Below are 20,229 nucleotides of genomic sequence, written 5' to 3'. Positions count from 1 at the left end.
ATTTTATTCTACAGGCTCCATTTAACCCCCATTTGCCCTCTGATTCCGTAAAGTTCTACTTGTTTTGGTCGGCTGTCATCTCCATAATAATATTCTAATTTATCATTAAGAAGATTGTTTGCTTCGGCAAAAATTGTAAAATGCTTGGTTAATTTGAATGAAAATGTAGCATCTAATGCAGAATAAGCACCATAATAAACATCATCTCTATCTAAACCACTTGTACCATGTTCAGTAATATATTTTGATTTAAAGTTATAAGCCGCCCTAACATTTATCCTTCCTTTTTCATAATACAACTGCGCATTTGCTAAATGATCACCTTGTCTAGGCAAACTGGTTTTTCCTGCGCGACCTGGAATTGTCATTTGCGACTTAGTGAAAGTATAGTTAGCTTGAACACCAAAACCATTCAGGAATCCCGGAAGAAAATCAAACTTTTTGTTTCCACTAATTTCAGCACCAAAAAGCCATGCATTATCACCATTCATAGGTTGTGAGATTTCGACTCCGGTATGTCCGTTAATATCACCTTGTTTGGTATCCATAAAAATAGGATCGGTAATCGTTTTGTAAAACACTCCGGCAGAAACAACATCCAATTTTCCAAAATAATGTTCTCCCATCAAATCAAAATTATACGAATATGTAGGATTCACATCTGGATTACCTCCATCATATTCATTATCAGCAGCCAAATAAGTACCACCTGGCGCTAAATAACCAAAATCAGGTCTTGTAAAAGTTCTCGTTGCCGCCAGTCTTAGATTTGTATTTTCCTCAGGAGAATATTTTAAATGAAGCATTGGCAAAAGCGATAGATAGTTTTTTGTTTTTGTAACTTTAGAAAGTAATCCATCCGGATTTTCAGGTGTTACATCATATTGATAACCGCTCACTTTTGTATTGGTGTTGGTAGCTCTCAAACCTCCCAAAAAGGTAAGTTTATTATTTATTTTATACGTCGCCATTCCGTATAAAGAAGTATGTGTTTCATCAACATTGAAGTTACGCCCTAATCCACCGCCGTTGGCAAGAATTTCAGAATCGCTTTCAGACAATTTCAAATTACCATTATTAAAATTATCATTATAAAACTGATTCATTCCAGTTGGAGAAAGTACTGGTCCAAAACTATTTCCAATATTAGTATGAAGCTCTTTCAGGTATTCTGTTCCTTTGGGCTGCATAATATTGTATTGTCCATAACTTGCCAAAGTTGGCGACGCTGCCGTTCCGTTCCAATTGTAAAACTCATCTGCAAAAGTGGCAATTCTGTCTTTATCTCTAAATTTAGCACCAAATTTTAAGTTAAGATTTTCATTGGCATCAAATTCATAATTCGCCGATGCTACAATATTATCTCTTTCTTTTACAGCTACTTTATAAAGTTCCAACGTGCTAAATTTCATCAAATTAGGACTGTCCTGAAAATTAGGATTTGACAAATAACCAAACATATTATCGGTATCCATATATCCTCCATCAGAATCCCAATAAGCTCTAGGACCGTTTCCTCTATCCTGAAGATAAGCAGGATTTAAACCTACTCCGTCTTGTTTAAAAAATACAGAATAATAACTGTTGTTTTGAGCGTCAGGAACATTTCCGTAATAAAACTCAGTGCTGTAATGCGCAGCACTCCAATCAAAAACACCTTTGTTTCCGATATGTTTTCCTCCAACTTCACCGCCATAAAAATCAAAGTTCAATTCGTTGTAGATGTTTTGAAGTTCTACTCTTCCTGTATTTGTTGCTGCATTGAATTTATCAAAACGTATACGACGTTTAAAATGCGTTTCTTCATCAAGAAGTTTCCCGTAATTCAGTTTTACGAAAAACTTATTTCTTTCGTTTGGATTAAATTCAAATCCGCCGTTAAAACCTGTTGTATGTCTTTCGCCGGTATAATCTCTTAATTCTAAACGGTAAACACCTTCATCTCCAGATCTTCTTGCTTCAAAATTATCAGAAGCCCAATTTCTGTTCCATTGTGAAAAATTCAGAATATATCCAAATTTTCCATTTTTGGACTTGTCTCCAACCAAAACTGATCCGCTGTAAATTCCTTTATCCGATTTTGCATTGTATCCCATACCAACACTAGCGTCTACGGTAAACTTAGAAGGCGCTGTTTTTGTTATAAAATTCACGCTTCCACCTAATGCATCAGCATCTATGTCAGGTGTTAAAGCTTTAGAAACCTCAACATAACCAATCATTTCCGTCGGAAAAAAATCAAATGCTGTAGCTCTGCTCGCCCCTTCATCTGCCGCAGTTGGAATACGGTTTCCATTCATTGTAGTAGAACTCCATTCAGCAGGTAATCCGCGCACAGCCACATAACGACCTTCGCCCTGATCACGCTCAATAGATACGCCTGGAACACGTTGTACAGCTTCTGCAGCATTACGATCCGGAAGTTTTCCGATACCGTCAGCAGCTATCACATTTACCAAATTGATTGCATTTTTTTGAATATTTAATGCCTTGGCTTCACTAAGTCTTTTTGAATTATCTTTCACAACTACCTCATCCAAATTATTTGACGAAGCTTTCAATAAAATATTTGGAACAACCATTACTTTTCCAGCTCCGATTGTAATTTTCTGGTTGATTTTTTCGTAACCTAAATAAGTAACCACGATTTCATAATCTCCGGCTTCAATTCCGGTAATATTGTAACTTCCTTCAAAATCTGTTGAAGTATTTTTTTGAGTCCCATTCAACTGTACAATTGCGCCTGGAAGCGGAAATGCACCATCAAACACTTTACCTTTTATAGCTCCTTTTTGCCCTGCTGCTGTAAGCGAAACCAATAAAAAAGCTACATAAATCAAAAACCTATTTTTTTCCATTTCAGTTAAATTATTAATATTAGTAAATATTTCGTTGCAAAAATGGATATAAATTTACTTATAGTAAATTTTTAGATTTTAAGAAATCCTTAACAGAGGATTATTGTTATGTAATTTTAATGTTAACAACGTCAGTTTATTGAAGGTAAAATTAAAAACAAACACAAAGTATAAACATTCAAAAAAATATTTACAAATAGTAATAATTACCATTTCCTGAAGCAATACAAGAAGCTGCAGAAAGATAGACAGCTAACAAAACAAAGACTCAAAGAATTCAAGTTCACAAACTTTATTATAATCTTTTCAGTTTAAAACTTACAGTTTTCTTCTTCTGAATACCATAAATTATAATAAACAAAGAAATTAGCAACATCCAACACAAACAACTAAATAATGCTATTTATATTATTTTTCCATTCTAAAAAAGAAACCAACAACACAATTACATACACAAACAACTAACACACAACACCTTGTCATTTAAAAAAGCAAAAACTTAAATTTTCTTTTTCTTTCTTTTATTTTGTTTTGTTTTTCTTTTATTTTGTTTTACATTTGCTTTATATTTGTTTTGCATCTACTTTAATTTGTTTTGCAATTGTTTATATTTGTTATTCACATATTAAAAACAAATAACATGTTAGCAAATCAAAGAAGAGAAAAAATATTAGACCTGTTAAAAGAAGATGGTTTTGCAAAAGTGAACGATTTAGCTCGTTTATTCAAAGTTACAGAAGTAACAGTACGTCAAGACCTTGAAAAATTAGAAAGCGAAGGATTGATCCTTAAGGAACATGGTGGAGCAAGCATTAAAAATGTAGAAGATCAGGTTAGAAGTTTTTCGCTGCAACGTCAGGAAAACTTGGAACAAAAATCGGCTATTGCGCAGAAATGTCTGGAATTCATAGAAAATGGAGATACCATTATTCTCGATTCAGGTTCAACAACAACAGAAATCGCAAAAAAACTAAAAGGTCATAAACGATTAACTGTAATTACAAATGCATTAAACATCGCTTTATTATTAGGTGCTGATCCGGATATCGAAGTGATTATGACCGGAGGCGAATTCAAGCCGCCAACATTATCACTTACAGGACAAAAAGCCGCAGACTTTTTTAAAGGATTACATGTTCAGAAGTTATTTTTAGCCACGGCAGGAATCTCATTAAAAGCAGGACTTACCTATCCAAGTATTAGTGACCTGGTTGTAAAAAAAGCAATGATTGAAGCTGCAGAAGTAACGTATCTGGTAGCTGATAGTACAAAAGTAGGGAAAAGCGCATTAGCCAGTTTAGGAGCATTATCCTTAATTGACTACATAATAACTGATGATAACATCGAGGAAAAACACAAACAAGTATTTAGAGACAATGAAATTGAAGTAATAATAGCATAAAAAAAACAAAACCAAAGAATGACAACATCAACATTAGGAGTAATTATTGGAAATAGAGATTTTTTTCCAGACAGTTTAGTAGAAAAGGCCAGATTTGAAATTATTGAAATTTTAGCAAAATTAAACATCAAACCTATTTTACTAGACAGTACCGACACCAAATTAGGCGGAGTAGAAACCTATAAGGAAGCACAAAAATGTGCAGAATTATTCAAAAGACACCAAGACGAAATTATGGGTGTCCTTGTTTTGCTGCCTAATTTTGGGGATGAAAAAGGTGTTGCCGATACATTAAAACTAGCCAATCTAAATGTTCCAGTTCTTATTCAGGCCTATCCAGATGAGTTAACCAAAATGAATGTGGTAAACAGACGTGATTCGTGGTGCGGTAAAATTTCGGTTTGTAATAATTTATATCAATATGGAATAAAATACTCCTTGACAAGCCAGCATGTAATGAGTCCTTCTGACCCTGTTTTCCAGAAAGACTTACTAGATTTTACTGCTGTCTGCAGAGTTGTAAAAGGAATGCGAAATGTCAGAATCGGCGCTATTGGAGCCAGACCGGGAGCCTTTAATACCGTTCGTTATTCTGAAAAAATATTACAAAGAAACGGCATTACCGTAACTACAGTAGATTTGTCTGAAATTTTAGGAAAAGCAAATAAACTGACAGCTGAGGATGCATCGGTAAAAAAACATTTAGAATCTATTAATGCTTACGTCGCTCAAGGCAAAACACCAAATGAGGCTATGCTTCAAATCGCCAAATTAGATGTGGTATTAAAAGATTTCATGGAAGAATATGCTCTGGATGCAACTGCCATCCAATGCTGGACTTCATTGCAACAAAACTATGGCTGCAATGTATGTACAAGTATGAGTATCATGAGTGAAAACATGCTTCCAAGTGCTTGTGAGGTTGATGTCACAGGAACTTTAAGTATGTATGCCATGCAATTAGCATCAGGATCACCTAGTGCATTGGTAGACTGGAATAATAACTATGCTGATGATCCTGAAAAATGTGTTTTATTTCACTGTGGAAACTGGGCTAAATCATTCTTGCCAGACATCCAGTTAAGCACTGCTCCTATTCTTGGAACTACTGTTGGAGTCGAAAACACTTATGGCGCTTTAGACGGAAGAACACCCGCAATGCCTCTAACTTACGGAAGAATTAGTACTGACGATCCAAAAGGTATTATTAAAGTATATATTGGTGAAGGCGAACTTACAGACGACGCACTAAACACTTTTGGAAACAGAGCTGTAGCTCAAATACCTGACTTACAAGGGCTAATGCAATACATTTGTAAAAACGGATTTGAACATCACGTAGTAATGAATGCTTCAAAAACAGCTGCCATCTTAGAAGAAGCTTTAGGCAATTACATGGGTTGGGAAATTTACAGACACTAAATTGAATTAATCACATGGATTTGCAAAGTTTTACAAACGATAAATTAATATAAGATGCACATTGACGAATTAAAAAGAAAATCAATTGAGAGTAGAAAAAAAATACTCAAATACATCTATAATGCCAAAGCTGGTCATACAGGAGGAAGTCTGTCTATTTTAGACATACTCAATGTTTTATACAATAATGTAATGAACGTTTCTCCTGAGAATTTCAATTCTAAGACCAGAGATATATTTATTCAAAGTAAAGGACACTGTGTTGAAGCTTTATATGTGGTTTTAGCAGACAAAGGTTTTTTTCCTGAAGAAGATTTATTGACACTTTGCCAATACAAATCTCCTTACATAGGACATCCTACTAAAGCTATTCCTGGTATCGAGCAAAATACAGGAGGATTAGGTCACGGTTTACCTATTTGTGCAGGAGCTGCTTTGGCTGCAAAAAGAGACAATTCAGATGTAAAGGTTTTTACTATTTTAGGTGACGGTGAAATGGCAGAAGGCTCTAATTGGGAAGCCATGATGTTTGCTGCACACTATAAATTAGATAATCTCTGTGCGATTTTAGATTACAATAAACTGCAAATTACAGCGCCAAATGCTGATGTTATGGGTCTTGAACCTATAGATAAAAAAATGGAAGCTTTTGGCTGGGCTGTAACCCATGTAGATGGACATAATGTAGAAGAACTTTCACAAGTACTAAATAATTTACCATTGAAAAGTGGTAAACCAAGCTTTATCATAGCGCATACCACCAAAGGAAAAGGAATTAGCTATATGGAAAACGTCTTGAAATGGCATCATGGCGTTCCTTCAAAAGAGCAATACGATTTGGCAATAGAAGAGTTAGACAAACAATTACAAGAACTTGAAACTGTTTTAAAATAATGGTAGAAATAAAAACAAGTGATGCCGCTAACCTCGAAGTCTTTTCTGAAGTTCTTCAATCGTTAGCAGCAACTGACAGAGATATTATGGTTGTGACGAGTGATTCTCGTGGCTCAGGAAAATTAGTGCCCTTTGGACAAAAATATCCTGAACAAATTGTTGAAGTAGGTATTGCCGAACAAAATCTTGTAGGTGTTGCCACTGGTTTGGCTAGTATGGGCAAAAAAGCTTTTGCCGTTTCTCCTGCCTGTTTTCTTACGGCTCGTGCATTGGAACAAATTAAAAATGATGTGGCATATTCAGATAATGCTGTGAAATTAATCGGTATTAGTGCCGGCGTAAGTTATGGCGCTTTAGGAACTACACATCATAGTTTACATGATTTTGCAGCACTTCGAGCCATCAATAATATCACTATCGTGGCACCAGCAGACAATTTTGAAACCGCTGAAGCTATCAAACAAGCAGTTGAAATGCAAAGTCCTATTTACTTGCGTTTTGGTAAAAAGACAATGCCTGCTAATCTTAACCCGAATGTAACCGATTTCAAAATTGGAAAAGGACGTATCATTCAGGAAGGAAGTGATCTTACTTTTATTGCTACTGGTGAAGCTGTGCTTCCATGTCTTGAAGCTGCTAAATTGTTAGAAAAAGACCATAATATTTCCTGCAAAATAATCAGTTTACACACTATTAAGCCTTTAGATACTGAGTTATTATTGGGAGCAGCTTCAAACAGTAAACCTATTATTACTGTGGAGGAACATTCTATTAATGGAGGATTAGGCGAAGCAGTAGCTTCTTTATTATTCCAAAATGGCTGCGTAAACAAATTCAAAATTGTAGGATTGCCGGATGATCATACCGTTTCCGGTTCTCAAATAGAAATTTTCAATCATTATGGCATATCAGCAGATGGGTTAAAAAACACCGCTTTAAACCTATTAAAACCATGAAGACAAAACACTTTACCTTAGTGCTGCTAACCTTGGTTTTAATCTTCGGATGTACTTCCAAGGAGAAGGCTGAAAAGCCAAAAATTGCAGTTGTGGTTTCAACATTAAATAATCCGTGGTTTGTAATGCTGGCAGAATCTGCAGCTGAAAATGCCCGAAAATTAGGTTATGAAGCGAAGATATTTGATTCGCAAAATAATCCTGCCATCGAATCGGATAATTTTGAAAACCTTATTTCATCTGGTTATAATGCCATTCTTTTGAACCCGACAGATTCTGATGGTTCTATTTCAAGCATCTTAAAAGCTAAAACTGCAGGAATTCCTGTTTTTTGTATGGATCGAGAAGTAAACGCAGATGATGCGGCAACAAGTCAAATTCTTTCGGATAACTATTCAGGTTGCGTTTCTATCGGAATTGAATTTGTAAAAGAATTAAAAGAAAAAGGAAATTACGTAGAAATCATTGGCCTTGTAGGTGACAATAATACGTGGGCAAGATCAAAAGGATTCCATTCGGTGGTCGATAAATTTCCAAACCTAAAAATGGTGGCACAACAAAGCGGTAATTTCGACCGAACTAAAGCCATGGAAGTTTTAGAAACTATTATGCAGGCAAACCCTGATATTGATGCTGTTTTTTGTGGTAATGATGCCATGGCAATGGGCGCTTTTCAAGCCTTGCAAGCAGCAGGAAAGGAATATAAAGTCAAAATTTTTGGGTTTGATGGCGCTGGAGATGTAATTGAAAAAATTAGAGAAAAGAAAATTGTGGCTACCGGTATGCAATTTCCTAAAGTTATGGCTCAAACAGCTGCCCAATATGCAGATGAATATTTTAAAGGGAGAAGAGTATTCCCGCAAAGAGTTCCTGTAGAAGTCGAATTAATAAACGCAGCAAACATAAAAGACTATTAAAGATGAAAAAAAAGTATGTTTATATTTTAGCCTTCCTTATAATAGCCTTTTTAGGATATAATTCAGTTTATTTTAAAAAACTGAGCGATGTTCAAAAAGCACAAAAAGAATCTTTTGACTTTAAAGTTTATGCTGATTCCATTTACTATAAAGGCATTTTGAAAAGTAAAAAAACTATCGATTTAACTACGCTGATTGCTTCGGTAAAATCAGATCAGCAAGCTGCTTTTAAAAATTATGGAAACCGACTCGGAATAGGAAATTCAGCTTATTTTATGATTAAAAGCACCGGCAAAATTCTCGATATAAAAGATGGCATTTACACCATTGCTGACGAAAAAAATGGTATCATTTTCATTGACACCAAATACATTTTCGGAAATGCTTTAAGAGATGCTTCCGGTTTAGTTAAACTAACTGATTTTAAAACCAATGCTCAATTTAACACAGTTTCAGAAAGCTTAAATGATATTGTTCGCAATGAGGTTATGCCAAAAGAAATTAAAAAGGTGAAAATTGGTGATAGCATTTCATTCTCAGGAGCCATTAAATTGAGTAAAAAACAAACTCTGTTTACTGACCTTTTAATTATTCCATCACAAATTAAACTTCAGTAAATTGTTAGAAGCAATAAACATATCAAAAGAATTCCCAGGCGTAAAAGCACTCAATCAGGTAAATTTTAAATTTTACCCCGGAAAAGTCAATGCCATATTGGGAGAAAATGGCGCAGGCAAATCAACCTTGTTAAAAATCCTGACAGGTGTTTACACGCAATACGATGGCGAAATTCAGTTAAATGGACAAGCAGTTTCATTTTCGAATATAAAAGAGGCACAAAATGCAGGCATAGCAATTATTCATCAGGAATTAAATTTGATTCCTGAACTGAGCGTAACAGAAAATCTATTTCTGGGAAGAGAAATCTTAACTCCTCTTGGACTTTTAGATGCTGCAAAAATGGAAACGGAAGCCAAACGCATTTTCGAAAAAATTCAATTGAATGTTTCTCCTAAAACATTGGTTCAACAACTTAAAGTGGGAGAACAACAACTAATTGAAATTGCAAAAGCACTGCTTTGTAATGCTGATGTTATTTTGATGGACGAACCTACTTCTGCTTTAAGCGATAAAGAAATAGACAACCTGCATCGCATTATTTATGAGTTAAAAAAAGAAGGCAAAACTATTGTCTACATTTCTCATAAAATGGATGAATTGTTCAAAATTGCTGAAAACTATACTGTTTTACGAGACGGCAACAGCATTGATGAGGGAGAAATGAAAAATGCTACTGAGCAGGATTTAATTCGAAAAATGGTAGGTCGTGACGTGCTTATTGAAAGAAAAAATACCCAAACTCAATTTCAAAACACTATTCTGAAAGTTGATAACCTTAATCTTAATCATCCCAGCAATAATAAAAGAAAACTCCTGCATGACATTTCTTTCGAATTAAAAAAAGGCGAAATCCTGGGCATATTCGGTTTAATGGGAGCCGGCAGAACCGAACTTTTGGAAACCTTATTTGGTATGCATCCTGCAAATAGTGACTATAATTTAGAAATTGACCAAAAAAATACGTTTCATAATAAGCCAAAAGAAGCCATTCAAAATGGATTAGCTTTTGTGACCGAAGATCGTAAAACAGAAGGATTAATTTTAGGAATGGATATTTCATCCAATATAAGCCTGACCAGCTTACCTACCTTCGGAATTTTGAACCCTTCAAAAGACAAGCAATCCTCAAAAGATTATATTGAAAAATTGCGTATCAAAACACCATCTGAAACGCAGCTCTGCCAAAATTTAAGTGGTGGAAATCAACAAAAAGTAGTTCTGGCAAAATGGCTCGCGACCAATCCTAAAATTTTAATGATGGATGAGCCAACACGCGGAATAGATATAAATGCTAAAAATGAAATTTATAATCTAATAAAAGAACTCGCAACTAACCAAATGAGTATCATTTTAGTTTCTTCTGAGATTCCCGAAATACTAGCCCTTTCGGATCGAATTTTAGTAATGGCTGAAGGGAAAATTAAAGCCTCCTTTCTCGCCAATGAAGCTAATGAAGATAAATTATTAAAATCAGCTTTACCAGAATAACCACAACTATGACTATCTCACTAAACCACCCTATTATTAAGAAATCGCAATCCTTGATTGCATTGTTTTTGCTGTGTCTGTTTATCAGCTTATTGTCTGATAAGTTTATGACCAGCGCTAATCTTTGGAACGTACTGAGACAAATCTCTGTAAATGTTTGTATTTCTGTCGGAATGACCTTAGTGGTTTTGATGGCTGGAATAGATCTTTCAGTAGGTTCTGTATTAGGCTTTACTGCAGCAGTATGCGCCGGATTATTAAAAAACGGAATCGCTTTTGAGTCTATGGATTTATTTGTTGGCTTTTCCGTCTTAGGAGCCATTTTAGTATCAGTTCTTATCGGAATGGCTTTAGGACTTTTTAACGGCTGGGTCATTACTAAATTCTCCATTCCTCCTTTTGTAGCAACACTGGCCATGCTTACCATTGCCCGTGGATTTACGATGCTTTATACAGAAGGAATTCCTATTTCTAATTTAGGTTCTGAATTTGAATTCATAGGTTCTGGCTGGATTCTAGGAATTCCTGTACCTGTCTGGATTTCACTGACGATGGTTCTTATTGTTATTTTTTTAACTAAGAAAACAACCTTTGGAAGATATATATATGCCATTGGTGGAAATGAAAAAGCGGCTTTCTTGTCCGGAATTAACATCAATAAAATCAAATTGGCCGTTTATGGAATCGCAGGAATGATGGCTGCTGTAGGTGGCGTTTTAGTTACTTCAAGGCTAAATTCAGCACAACCTAATGCTGGTATGAGTTACGAATTAGATTCAATCGCGGCCGTAGTTATTGGAGGAACTTCTCTTTCAGGAGGTATTGGTACCGTAGCCGGGACTGTAATTGGCGCAGTAATTATTGGGGTTTTAAATAATGGATTGGTTTTATTGGATGTCTCGCCTTTTTGGCAGCAGGTCGTAAAAGGATTTGTTATTTTATTAGCGGTAATCATTGATAAAATGAATCAAAAAAACAGATAATACCCTCAATGACTCTGGTTACGACTGTTAATTTTCAAGATGGCATTTGTCATAAATCAATTCTTAATTTAAAAAATATGAACAAGCTGATTTTCACGATTCTATTTTGTGCTGTTTCTACCATACTTCTAGCGCAGAAGCCAGTACCTGTTAAGCCCAGAATTATAGTAAGTACAGATATTGGAGGTACAGACCCAGATGATAACCAATCTATGATTCATCTCTTAATGTATAATGAAAAATTTGATATTGAAGGACTTATTTCTTCACCTTCATATGGCGAGGGCAGTAAAGAAGAAATAGTAAGAACTATCGATCTATACGAAAAAGACCTTCCAAAACTACAAAAACACATTCAAGGATTAGCAACCCCAGAATATTTGCGTTCAGTAAGTAAACAAGGAAAACTTGGTCGTTTTCCTTTTAAAGGCTTTGCAGCTTCAACAGAAGGATCGGACTGGATTATCAAGTGTGCGTTAAAAAAAGATAAAAGACCGCTTTGGATTCTGATTTGGGGTGGTCTTGAAGATTTGGCACAAGCATTACATGATAAACCCGAAATTCAGAAAAATATAAAAGTGTTTTGGATAGGCGGACCTAATAAAAAATGGAGTGCAGATAGTTATGCTTACATAGCGGCTAATTTTCCAAATCTTTGGTTTATAGAATCTAATTCATCATATTATGGATTTTTCTCAGATAATGTCGCCGAGAATTTAAACGAAAAAAATTACTATAAGAACTATATTAACGAGGCGGGATTTTTAGGCAAAGACTATAAAAATAACCGTTATGAAGGCAGGCTTAAAATGGGTGACACGCCATCATTACTCTATATGATGGATGGAGATCCAAATAATCCAATGAAAGAAAGCTGGGGCGGCAGTTATATAAAGATAGCGCATAGCCCTAGAATTGTATTTGATAGAAATACGACAGTGAAAGATACTGTACCCGTATTTTCTATAATGGAATTTCATTTTAAAGGACCTATTGTTAATATCCCTAAAGATTCAGCTTGCATCACAATGACGGTTCAGGCAGAAATTGGCGAACAAAAATGGGAAGGATATTATATAGGTAATGGGAATTATGTAGTTAGATATTGTCCAAAACGTACTGAAAAATTAAGCTATAAAGTTACTTCGAACATTCCTGGATTTGAAACCCAGAGCGGTACTTTTTTAGTAAGCAATCTCTGGCCAGGCAAACCTAATGCAACAGACTATAATTTAGGTAAGAATTGGTACACGGATCGACCAAATCCTGAACTTTATGATGATATTTGGCAAGGCGGTAAAACGGTTTTAAAATGGAGAACCGATGTACTTTTAGATTGGGCTAAACGCTGGGATTGGCTTAGATAATATCTTGATCTCACTCCAAATAATCTTATACTCTCTAATTGTCAAAAATCAATTTTTACTGCAAAAGATAAATGAAAAAATATATTCTAGCTATTGACCAAGGTACGAGCAGTACCAAAACCATACTTTTTGACGAATTAGGATTAGCTGTTTCTAAAGGCAGTGTAGATCTAAAAACAACTTATTTTGACAATGGTTTTGTTGAACAAAATCCAGAAGATATTTACCAAAATGTTCTTGATTCTGTTCGCCTTTGCCTGAATAATTTTACTGATCAGGGACTTCAGCTGAGAGATATAATATCTTGCGGCATCAGCAATCAAAGAGAAACATTTGTTCTTTGGGATAAAAACGGAAAAGCATTGGCTCCGGCAGTAGTTTGGGCCTGTAAACGCTCTATTAATATCTGTACTGATTTAATCGAAAAGGGACAAAATGATACAATCAAGCAAAAAACAGGTTTATTATTAGATCCTTATTTTTCTGGCACTAAATTGCTTTGGCTGCTACAAAATGATGCTGCCTTAAAAGAAAAAGTAACGCAAGGCGAAGTTTATTTTGGAACAGTCGATTGCTGGCTTTTGTATAAATTGAGTAACGGAACTCATTTCAAAACCGATTATACAAATGCTTCCAGAACCTTACTTTTCAATATTCATACCCTAAAATGGGATGCTGAAATTCTTGAAAAATGGGGATTAAACAACTTAAACCTGCCTCAGGTCTGCCCTTCATCACATGATTTTGGGGAAATTGATTTAAGTCAGATTTTCGGCAATAATATTAATATTTCTATTCCAATTACTGCTTTAATTGGCGATTCTCATGCTGCTTCTTTTGGAGAAGGCTGTTTCGAAAAAGGCACTGCAAAAGTCACAATGGGAACAGGAAGTTCTATAATGATGAATATTGGCGACGAAGCCGTTTTGTCAAATTTTGGAATGCTCACGACAATTTGCTGGAGTACCGAAGATCGAATAGATTATGCACTTGAAGGTGCTATTGTTTCCTGTGGATCCACCATAGAATGGCTGAAAAATGAATTACAATTATTTTCAAATCCTGCTGAAACAGCCTTTATGGCAATGGAAATTAATGACAATTCAGGCGTTTATTTAATTCCTGCTTTTAGCGGATTGGGCGCACCGCACTGGCAAATGAACCGAAAAGCATCCATTGAAGGAATGACTTTTGGAACGACTAAAAATCATATCGTGAGAGCGGCTTTAGAAAGCATTCCGTATCAAATCAAAGATGTAATTGAAGCCATGACAAAAGATATGAAAGCGCCATTAAAATCTATTTCTGTCAATGGAGGGATGACACAAAATAAATTTGTGGTTCATTTTTTAGCAGATTTACTAGGAATTCCACTAAATAAGCAACAAAACTCTGATGTTTCTGCTCTAGGAGCCGCTTATTTATCTGGACTGAAAAGTGGTGTTTACAAAAATATTGAACAGCTCTCTACTCTTGTTAAAAGACAAACAGAACAGGTTTTAAGTGATTCGAATAATGAACTGCCTGCAAATGGATATCTTGGCTGGAAACAAAAAATAGGTCAATACCAGATCAAATAAAGATCTGAAATTAACTTACTTAGTTATTTAAATATAAATTTTAATAGCTTTTTAAAAATAGCACATTAGTAAATAAAAAGAAACCGTCCTTACAAGACGGTTTCTTTTTATGATAAATTGTAATACTGTTTCAGTTTAATTTTATAACAGCTATTTTTTATATATCTCTCATCTATTCGAGCTAAACAAAATGAGCCCGATATATCGGGCTCATTTTTATTAAATTAATTATGAGTTTATTTTATTTATAAGCCTCATTTTGAGTAATAACACCTGGATTTTGATTAATTACTAAAAACGGAATAGGCAATAATAATTTCGCTTCGGTAAGCGTGATATTTTTACTGCTGCCTTTAATTACTGGAATGGCTCTTCCTGTTCTTATTAAATCAAACCAACGATGGAATTCGCACGCAAATTCTACTTGGGCTTCATGCTCTAAAGCAAGAGCTACTGTATTGTACTGAGTTGGATAACCTGCCGCTCCATAAGCTGGCAACCCAACACGGGCACGAACTTCATTCATGTATTTTGGGTCTGAAGTTGCTTCTGTCAGCATTAGAAGAACATCTGCATAACGAAGAATGATAAAGTTATTATCCGAAGCCTCTCTTAAACCATTAACAGGAGCTTTTGCATCTTTCCACTTAATTGAAAATTTCACATTAACAGTTGAACCATTAGGAGTTTTATACCCATTTTGAATAGAAATATCTCTCCTTGGGTCAGTTGCTTCATAAGCATTCCATAAATCATTCGTAACCTGATTAAATCCTCCTCCCCAAGCGGTAATAACACGATTGTCAACCGGTGTGAACATCGCCCAATATGAACTGTATGGATTAGCTACGCCTCCTTTATATTGAATCTCAAAAATAGACGATGCGCCATTTTTCTTGGTTAAATCCCATAAATCGGCATAAGGCACCAGACTAAACTTACCATATACTTTCAATAAAGTTTCTGCCGCTTTTGCTTTATTCCCTATAGTTAAATAAACCTTACCTAACAAAGTATTGGCAGCTTCCTGACTAGCAGCTCCCACAAAACGCTGACTTGTTTTTATTGGTAATTTAGCCGCTGCAAAATCAAGATCTTTAATAATTTGATCATAAATCTGATCCTTTGGCGTGCGCGCTTGTGCATAAGCTTGATCAATACTAATTGGAGTTGTAACCAATGGCACATCGCCCCAAGCACGAACCATATCAAAGTAATATAAGGAACGTAAAAACTTTGCTTCTCCAATTAAGGCATCTCGATTAGCAAAATCAAGTTTTTCGGCGCTGGTAATAATATTATTTACAATATAGATTGATTTATAATAGTTATTCCAGAAATTAAACACTAACTCATTATCGATTGTCATCGTGTGCAATTCGAAACTTTCATAGTCTTGTATTCTTCCGGCAGCATTATCACTATAGGCGTTATCAGACATTAACTCACCATAGAATGATGGCAGACTTTCAGGACCATTAAGGAGATAAAGCGAATTATAAGCAGACCACAACGCTGTTTCAATATCTTTCTGAGATTTATAGAAATTCTCTTCGTTAGCATTTGAAACAGGGGTTTTATCTAAAAAATCTGAACTGCATCCTATTAGGAATAAGCTGCAAAAAAGCATTGATATTATTTTTTTCATTTTTCTTACGTTTTAAATGATTTTTATCGATTCTTAAAAACTAACATTTAGTCCCATAGTAGCAGTAAAAGGATTTGGATACGCTCCATAATCGAAGCCAACCATGGCACCAGATTGATAAGTACTGCCTTCTGGATCATATCCTAAATAATCTGAGAACACATGTACATTTTCCATATTTACATATAACTTTATATTACTTATCTTCAGTTTTTGAACTAAATCTTTTGGCAGATTATAGCCTAGACGTATATTTTGTATACGAACAAATGATCCGTCTTCAACCCAATAACTTGAGCCAAAATCCTGAACAGTGTTTGGCGACATACGAGGTTTCGGAATCATTCCGTTTCCTGGATCAGCATCAGATTTCCAGTAATTGTTTACAACAGAATACATATTACGGTTACCTCCACCTACACCTGATTTCAAATATCGGGCAGTATGGTTAAGGATTTCTCCTCCTTGTGAACCGCGTAACAAAACAGAAAGCTCAAATCCTGCGTAAGAAAAATTATTAGTCATACCCCATTGAAAATTAGGCTGATAGTTACCCAAATAAGTTCGGTCGTCAGAATTGATTTTACCATCGTTATTAACATCTCTTACTCTTGGATCACCCGCTTCACTACCTGGCCATACAGGATATGCTTTGCTGTTCAACTCCGCTTGTGACATAATTACACCATCAATAATATAACCATAATACATCCCTACTGGCTGTCCTACTGCTGTACGCGATGTCATACTGCTCACATTAATATCTATTGGAGCATCATTTGCACCTAGTTTTAACACTTTATTTCGATTAGCAAAAATGTTAAAATCAGTACTCCATTTGAATTTTCTATCAATATTAATTGTGCTAAGACTTACTTCAAATCCTCTATTCTCCAGCTCTCCGATATTCGTCAAAGTAGAAGAAAACCCAGAAATAATTGGAATAGGCACATTAAGTAATAAGTCCTTAGTTTTTGAATAATAAATATCACCCGTAAATTTCACACGTCCGTTAAAAACACTAAAATCAACCCCAAAGTTGGTTTGACCCGTTTTCTCCCATTTCAAATTTTTATCTGCAAAATTTGATGTATAAATACCCTGGTTTACCGTACCAGAACTTACATATGGGCTATAACCTAATAATCCAATCGATCCGTAGTTTGGAATCGAATTGTTACCCGTTTCTCCATAACTTAATCTAACTTTCAAATTAGTCAACCAAGAAGATTCTTTTAGAAAAGATTCTTCAGAAATACGCCATGCAAGCGATCCTGATGGGAAATACCCCCACTTGTTATTGGCTCCAAAACGTGAAGAGCCATCGGCACGAATTGCAGCAGTTGCCAAATATTTACCTTTATACGAATAATTCGCACGAGCCAAATAAGAAAGTAATGACCACTCTTCTGCAAAAGTATTACCAGCATTCACTACACCAGCATTCAAAGTATGCACTAAATCATTTGGAAAACTACCAGCTGTCATACTGCTTAAATCTGTACGCTGTTCTTGAGCAGAAAAGCCAGCCAATACATTTAGATTGTGATTTTCATTAAATTTCTTGTTGTAATTCAGTGTACTTTCTGAAATCCAATTATTAGATTGCAGCGTTTTGAAATCAGCCTGCGCTGGCACCCATCCTGAATATCCCCAGTTTTGACCTGCATTCCAGTAGAAATTATGAACTGTATTCTCAATATTAGAACTCACAGAAGTTTTAAAAGTCAAATCTTTAATGATATCCCATTCAAGGAAAGAAGTAAGTATGGATACATTCGTTCTTTTTTTAGCAATTGCCTCTCTTGTTAAGGAATAAGGATGCCAAAGCTGGAAACCATATTTAGAAAACGTATTCCAAATTGAGGTAGGATCCTTAAAACCAAGACTTCCTGTTTCAACATAAAGAGGAAAAAATGGATCACTTTGCAGAGCAAGACCCACTACATCACTTTTTCCACCTGTACCATATGGTGCTTCATTTACCTGACTAAGTCCAATGTTCATACCCATACGAAGTTTATCATTAAACTTATGCTTAAGGTTTGATCTTACATTAATTCTTTGATAAGTGTTACTGTCTACAACACCTTCTGAACTTATATACCCTAATGATGTCATAAATTGCGTCTTCTCGGTTCCACCAGAAGCCGACAACTGGAAATTCATATTAGTAGCAGTTCTCAATGCAACATCCTGCCAGTCAGTTCCATTTCCGATACGGGCAATCCAAGCTGGATCAGAGAATTCTACAGGAACAGTTACACCAATTCCTCTTGTAGCTGATGGATTTGCAGCAACGGTTGTCGCCCATGTATTGTTTCTAGCAGCTGTATTGTAGGCAATAAATTCTGATGCATTCATCATATCAACTTTACGGTTGACTTTAGAAACACCACTCTCAAAAATTGCGTCAATTTTGGTCTTACCAGCTTTTCCTTGCTTGGTCGTAATGATAACAACACCATTTGCTCCCCTAGAACCATAAATAGCTGCAGAAGACGCGTCTTTCAAAATGTCAATTGACTCAATATCATTAGGATTAATAGAATTCAATGGATTTCGATTAAAACTCAAATTACTTCCTCCGCTGATTCCTGAATCCGTTGAAGTAGTTGTGTTATCTTCCAGCGGAATACCATCTATAACATAAAGAGGAGTCGTTCCTGCATTTATAGAAGAAGCTCCACGTATTTTTACGGTAGGAGCAAGACCTGGAGCACCCTGGGACTGTATAATCTGAACACCAGACGCCTGTCCTCCGAGTGACTGAAGTGCATTAACATTTGACCTGCCTTCCAATTTATCTGCTCCAACAGAAACCACCGCTCCTGTTAAGTCTTTTTTCTTGACAGAACCATACCCCACAACAACTACTTCATCTAGTTTGTTAGAGTCTTCTTCTAATTTAATCGAAATATTAGTTTGGCCATTTAACAAAACTTCTTTTGTTTTAAAACCGACATAAGTAACAACTAATACTGCTTTATCACTTTTTACCTTTAATGAAAATTTACCATCGAAATCACTTTGAACTCCATTTGTGGTTCCTTTTTCAACAATATTTACTCCTGGCACTGGTAATCCGAGACCATCAGCAATTTTTCCACTTATTTCTTTCTGTTGCTGCCCATAAATTGGCATGCATAATAATAGTCCGAGAAAAAATATGTAATACTTTAGTTTCATTATTTTATTGGTTATTTGGTTGTTATAAAATTTTATATTTTCACATTTAGTGAAATTGAATTGCTTTTTTTAATTTTTCAGTAGTTTTTTAGATTAATAATTTTAAACTATACAGCATAATACGGCAACAGTTTCATAAGCTTGTAAAACATTTAGTCCGTTTCGATGCAAATTTTCATTCCCAAACAATGACTGTATAGAAGTAGTCTTCTTTCAATTTTGATTTAGCCAGATTTTTTTTGCTTTAACATATCGGTTCGCTCCGTGTTTTAAAATTATATTCCAAAAGAAATCGGAGTAAAAAATCAGGACGGTTTTAGCCTATTTACAATTTTAAACAGCCTCTACTTTTATTTTTTTTCCATATAATATATTTTTAGTTAGTTAAAAAAATTCTTATTATTCAGCATTCATGATTTTAAATAATCATTAAAAAAAATCAATAATAAAATATAAATAACTACAAAAAAAATGACAAAACGAAAAAAATAGAAAGAAAAAAAAATTAAAAGAATAAAAAAAAGAATAAAAATAGAAGATATTAATTTTAAATCTATACGAATAAAAATAAGATTTAACAAAAAAAGTCATAAAAATCTAAATTAATATTCTATTAATAGCCTCATTTTAAACATAACATAATTATAAGCACTTATAATTTTATTTTTCACATACAAAATAAAAAAAGCAGAAAATACGATCAAAAAAGAATACACTTTACTTTGTTTTACTTTTTTTATTTCGAATTACAAATGACCTTATTTGAATTTGGTTTCAAAACCTTGCGTTTTACACTTTATCAATTATAATATATTCTTCTTTTTAAAATAGCTCTGTAGCCGTAAATTTTTATAGAATAATTGAACTCTGATTTGGAGATGTCTCATAACAAATTATCAATTAT

At 34.8% G+C, this 20,229-nt stretch carries 13 protein-coding genes; 10 read left to right on the top strand and 3 right to left on the bottom strand.

What is annotated here, in order from left to right; translation table 11 throughout:
• Nucleotides 1-8: 8 nt before the first annotated feature.
• Nucleotides 9-2,858 (bottom strand): TonB-dependent receptor, encoded by a 2,850-nt coding sequence (locus tag BOW57_RS16790; protein ID WP_129055918.1) that lies wholly within the window; start codon nucleotides 2,856-2,858, stop codon nucleotides 9-11.
• Nucleotides 2,859-3,498: 640 nt separating this feature from the next.
• Between BOW57_RS16790 and BOW57_RS16785 the strand changes: the two genes are divergently transcribed.
• From BOW57_RS16785 to BOW57_RS16740, 10 genes are all read left to right on the top strand, one after another.
• Nucleotides 3,499-4,260 (top strand): DeoR/GlpR family DNA-binding transcription regulator, encoded by a 762-nt coding sequence (locus BOW57_RS16785; protein WP_089056068.1) that lies wholly within the window; start codon nucleotides 3,499-3,501, stop codon nucleotides 4,258-4,260.
• 18 nt (nucleotides 4,261-4,278) lie between these two features.
• Nucleotides 4,279-5,682, top strand: coding sequence for an L-fucose/L-arabinose isomerase family protein (locus BOW57_RS16780; protein WP_089056069.1), 1,404 nt, complete (start codon nucleotides 4,279-4,281; stop codon nucleotides 5,680-5,682).
• Between the two features lie 54 nt (nucleotides 5,683-5,736).
• Entirely contained in the window at nucleotides 5,737-6,576 is an 840-nt protein-coding gene (locus BOW57_RS16775) for a transketolase (protein WP_129055916.1), read from the top strand.
• Nucleotides 6,576-7,532, top strand: a complete 957-nt coding sequence (locus BOW57_RS16770; RefSeq protein WP_129055915.1) for a transketolase family protein — start codon at nucleotides 6,576-6,578, stop codon at nucleotides 7,530-7,532. Before BOW57_RS16775 ends, BOW57_RS16770 begins: the two co-directional genes overlap by 1 nt.
• Nucleotides 7,529-8,449 (top strand): D-ribose ABC transporter substrate-binding protein, encoded by a 921-nt coding sequence (locus tag BOW57_RS16765; protein ID WP_129055914.1) that lies wholly within the window; start codon nucleotides 7,529-7,531, stop codon nucleotides 8,447-8,449. Before BOW57_RS16770 ends, BOW57_RS16765 begins: the two co-directional genes overlap by 4 nt.
• 2 nt (nucleotides 8,450-8,451) lie before the next feature.
• Nucleotides 8,452-9,066 (top strand): DUF2291 domain-containing protein, encoded by a 615-nt coding sequence (locus BOW57_RS16760; protein ID WP_129055912.1) that lies wholly within the window; start codon nucleotides 8,452-8,454, stop codon nucleotides 9,064-9,066.
• A gap of 1 nt (nucleotide 9,067) precedes the next feature.
• Nucleotides 9,068-10,558 (top strand): sugar ABC transporter ATP-binding protein, encoded by a 1,491-nt coding sequence (locus BOW57_RS16755; protein ID WP_129055910.1) that lies wholly within the window; start codon nucleotides 9,068-9,070, stop codon nucleotides 10,556-10,558.
• 8 nt (nucleotides 10,559-10,566) lie between these two features.
• The gene (locus BOW57_RS16750) at nucleotides 10,567-11,541 is read left to right on the top strand and encodes an ABC transporter permease (RefSeq protein WP_129055908.1); all 975 of its coding nucleotides are present in this window, start codon (nucleotides 10,567-10,569) and stop codon (nucleotides 11,539-11,541) included.
• Nucleotides 11,542-11,618: 77 nt separating this feature from the next.
• Nucleotides 11,619-12,908 (top strand): nucleoside hydrolase-like domain-containing protein, encoded by a 1,290-nt coding sequence (locus BOW57_RS16745; protein WP_129055906.1) that lies wholly within the window; start codon nucleotides 11,619-11,621, stop codon nucleotides 12,906-12,908.
• Nucleotides 12,909-12,979: 71 nt separating this feature from the next.
• The gene (locus BOW57_RS16740; RefSeq protein WP_129055903.1) at nucleotides 12,980-14,488 is read left to right on the top strand and encodes a glycerol kinase GlpK; all 1,509 of its coding nucleotides are present in this window, start codon (nucleotides 12,980-12,982) and stop codon (nucleotides 14,486-14,488) included.
• Nucleotides 14,489-14,729: 241 nt separating this feature from the next.
• Here BOW57_RS16740 and BOW57_RS16735 read toward each other — a convergent pair whose 3' ends face one another.
• Together BOW57_RS16735 and BOW57_RS16730 are read right to left on the bottom strand one after the other, a co-directional pair.
• Complete coding sequence (locus BOW57_RS16735) at nucleotides 14,730-16,136, bottom strand: RagB/SusD family nutrient uptake outer membrane protein (RefSeq protein ID WP_129055901.1); 1,407 nt, start codon at nucleotides 16,134-16,136, stop codon at nucleotides 14,730-14,732.
• Nucleotides 16,137-16,169: 33 nt separating this feature from the next.
• Nucleotides 16,170-19,325 (bottom strand): TonB-dependent receptor, encoded by a 3,156-nt coding sequence (locus BOW57_RS16730; RefSeq protein ID WP_129055899.1) that lies wholly within the window; start codon nucleotides 19,323-19,325, stop codon nucleotides 16,170-16,172.
• Nucleotides 19,326-20,229: the final 904 nt, after the last annotated feature.

Origin of the sequence: Flavobacterium sp. YO64 (assembly GCF_004119505.1) — a bacterium.
Classification (GTDB): domain Bacteria; phylum Bacteroidota; class Bacteroidia; order Flavobacteriales; family Flavobacteriaceae; genus Flavobacterium; species Flavobacterium oncorhynchi.
This window is presented reverse-complemented; position numbering and strand designations above follow the sequence as displayed.

Excerpts from the sequence above, each read along its gene's own strand:
- BOW57_RS16790 (WP_129055918.1), bottom strand. The coding sequence starts at position 2,858 with ATGGAAAAAAATAGGTTTTTGATTTATGTAGCTTTTTTATTGGTTTCG.
- BOW57_RS16785 (WP_089056068.1), top strand. The coding sequence starts at position 3,499 with ATGTTAGCAAATCAAAGAAGAGAAAAAATATTAGACCTGTTAAAAGAA.
- BOW57_RS16780 (WP_089056069.1), top strand. The coding sequence starts at position 4,279 with ATGACAACATCAACATTAGGAGTAATTATTGGAAATAGAGATTTTTTT.
- BOW57_RS16775 (WP_129055916.1), top strand. The coding sequence starts at position 5,737 with ATGCACATTGACGAATTAAAAAGAAAATCAATTGAGAGTAGAAAAAAA.
- BOW57_RS16770 (WP_129055915.1), top strand. The coding sequence starts at position 6,576 with ATGGTAGAAATAAAAACAAGTGATGCCGCTAACCTCGAAGTCTTTTCT.
- BOW57_RS16765 (WP_129055914.1), top strand. The coding sequence starts at position 7,529 with ATGAAGACAAAACACTTTACCTTAGTGCTGCTAACCTTGGTTTTAATC.
- BOW57_RS16760 (WP_129055912.1), top strand. The coding sequence starts at position 8,452 with ATGAAAAAAAAGTATGTTTATATTTTAGCCTTCCTTATAATAGCCTTT.
- BOW57_RS16750 (WP_129055908.1), top strand. The coding sequence starts at position 10,567 with ATGACTATCTCACTAAACCACCCTATTATTAAGAAATCGCAATCCTTG.
- BOW57_RS16745 (WP_129055906.1), top strand. The coding sequence starts at position 11,619 with ATGAACAAGCTGATTTTCACGATTCTATTTTGTGCTGTTTCTACCATA.
- BOW57_RS16740 (WP_129055903.1), top strand. The coding sequence starts at position 12,980 with ATGAAAAAATATATTCTAGCTATTGACCAAGGTACGAGCAGTACCAAA.
- BOW57_RS16735 (WP_129055901.1), bottom strand. The coding sequence starts at position 16,136 with ATGAAAAAAATAATATCAATGCTTTTTTGCAGCTTATTCCTAATAGGA.
- BOW57_RS16730 (WP_129055899.1), bottom strand. The coding sequence starts at position 19,325 with ATGAAACTAAAGTATTACATATTTTTTCTCGGACTATTATTATGCATG.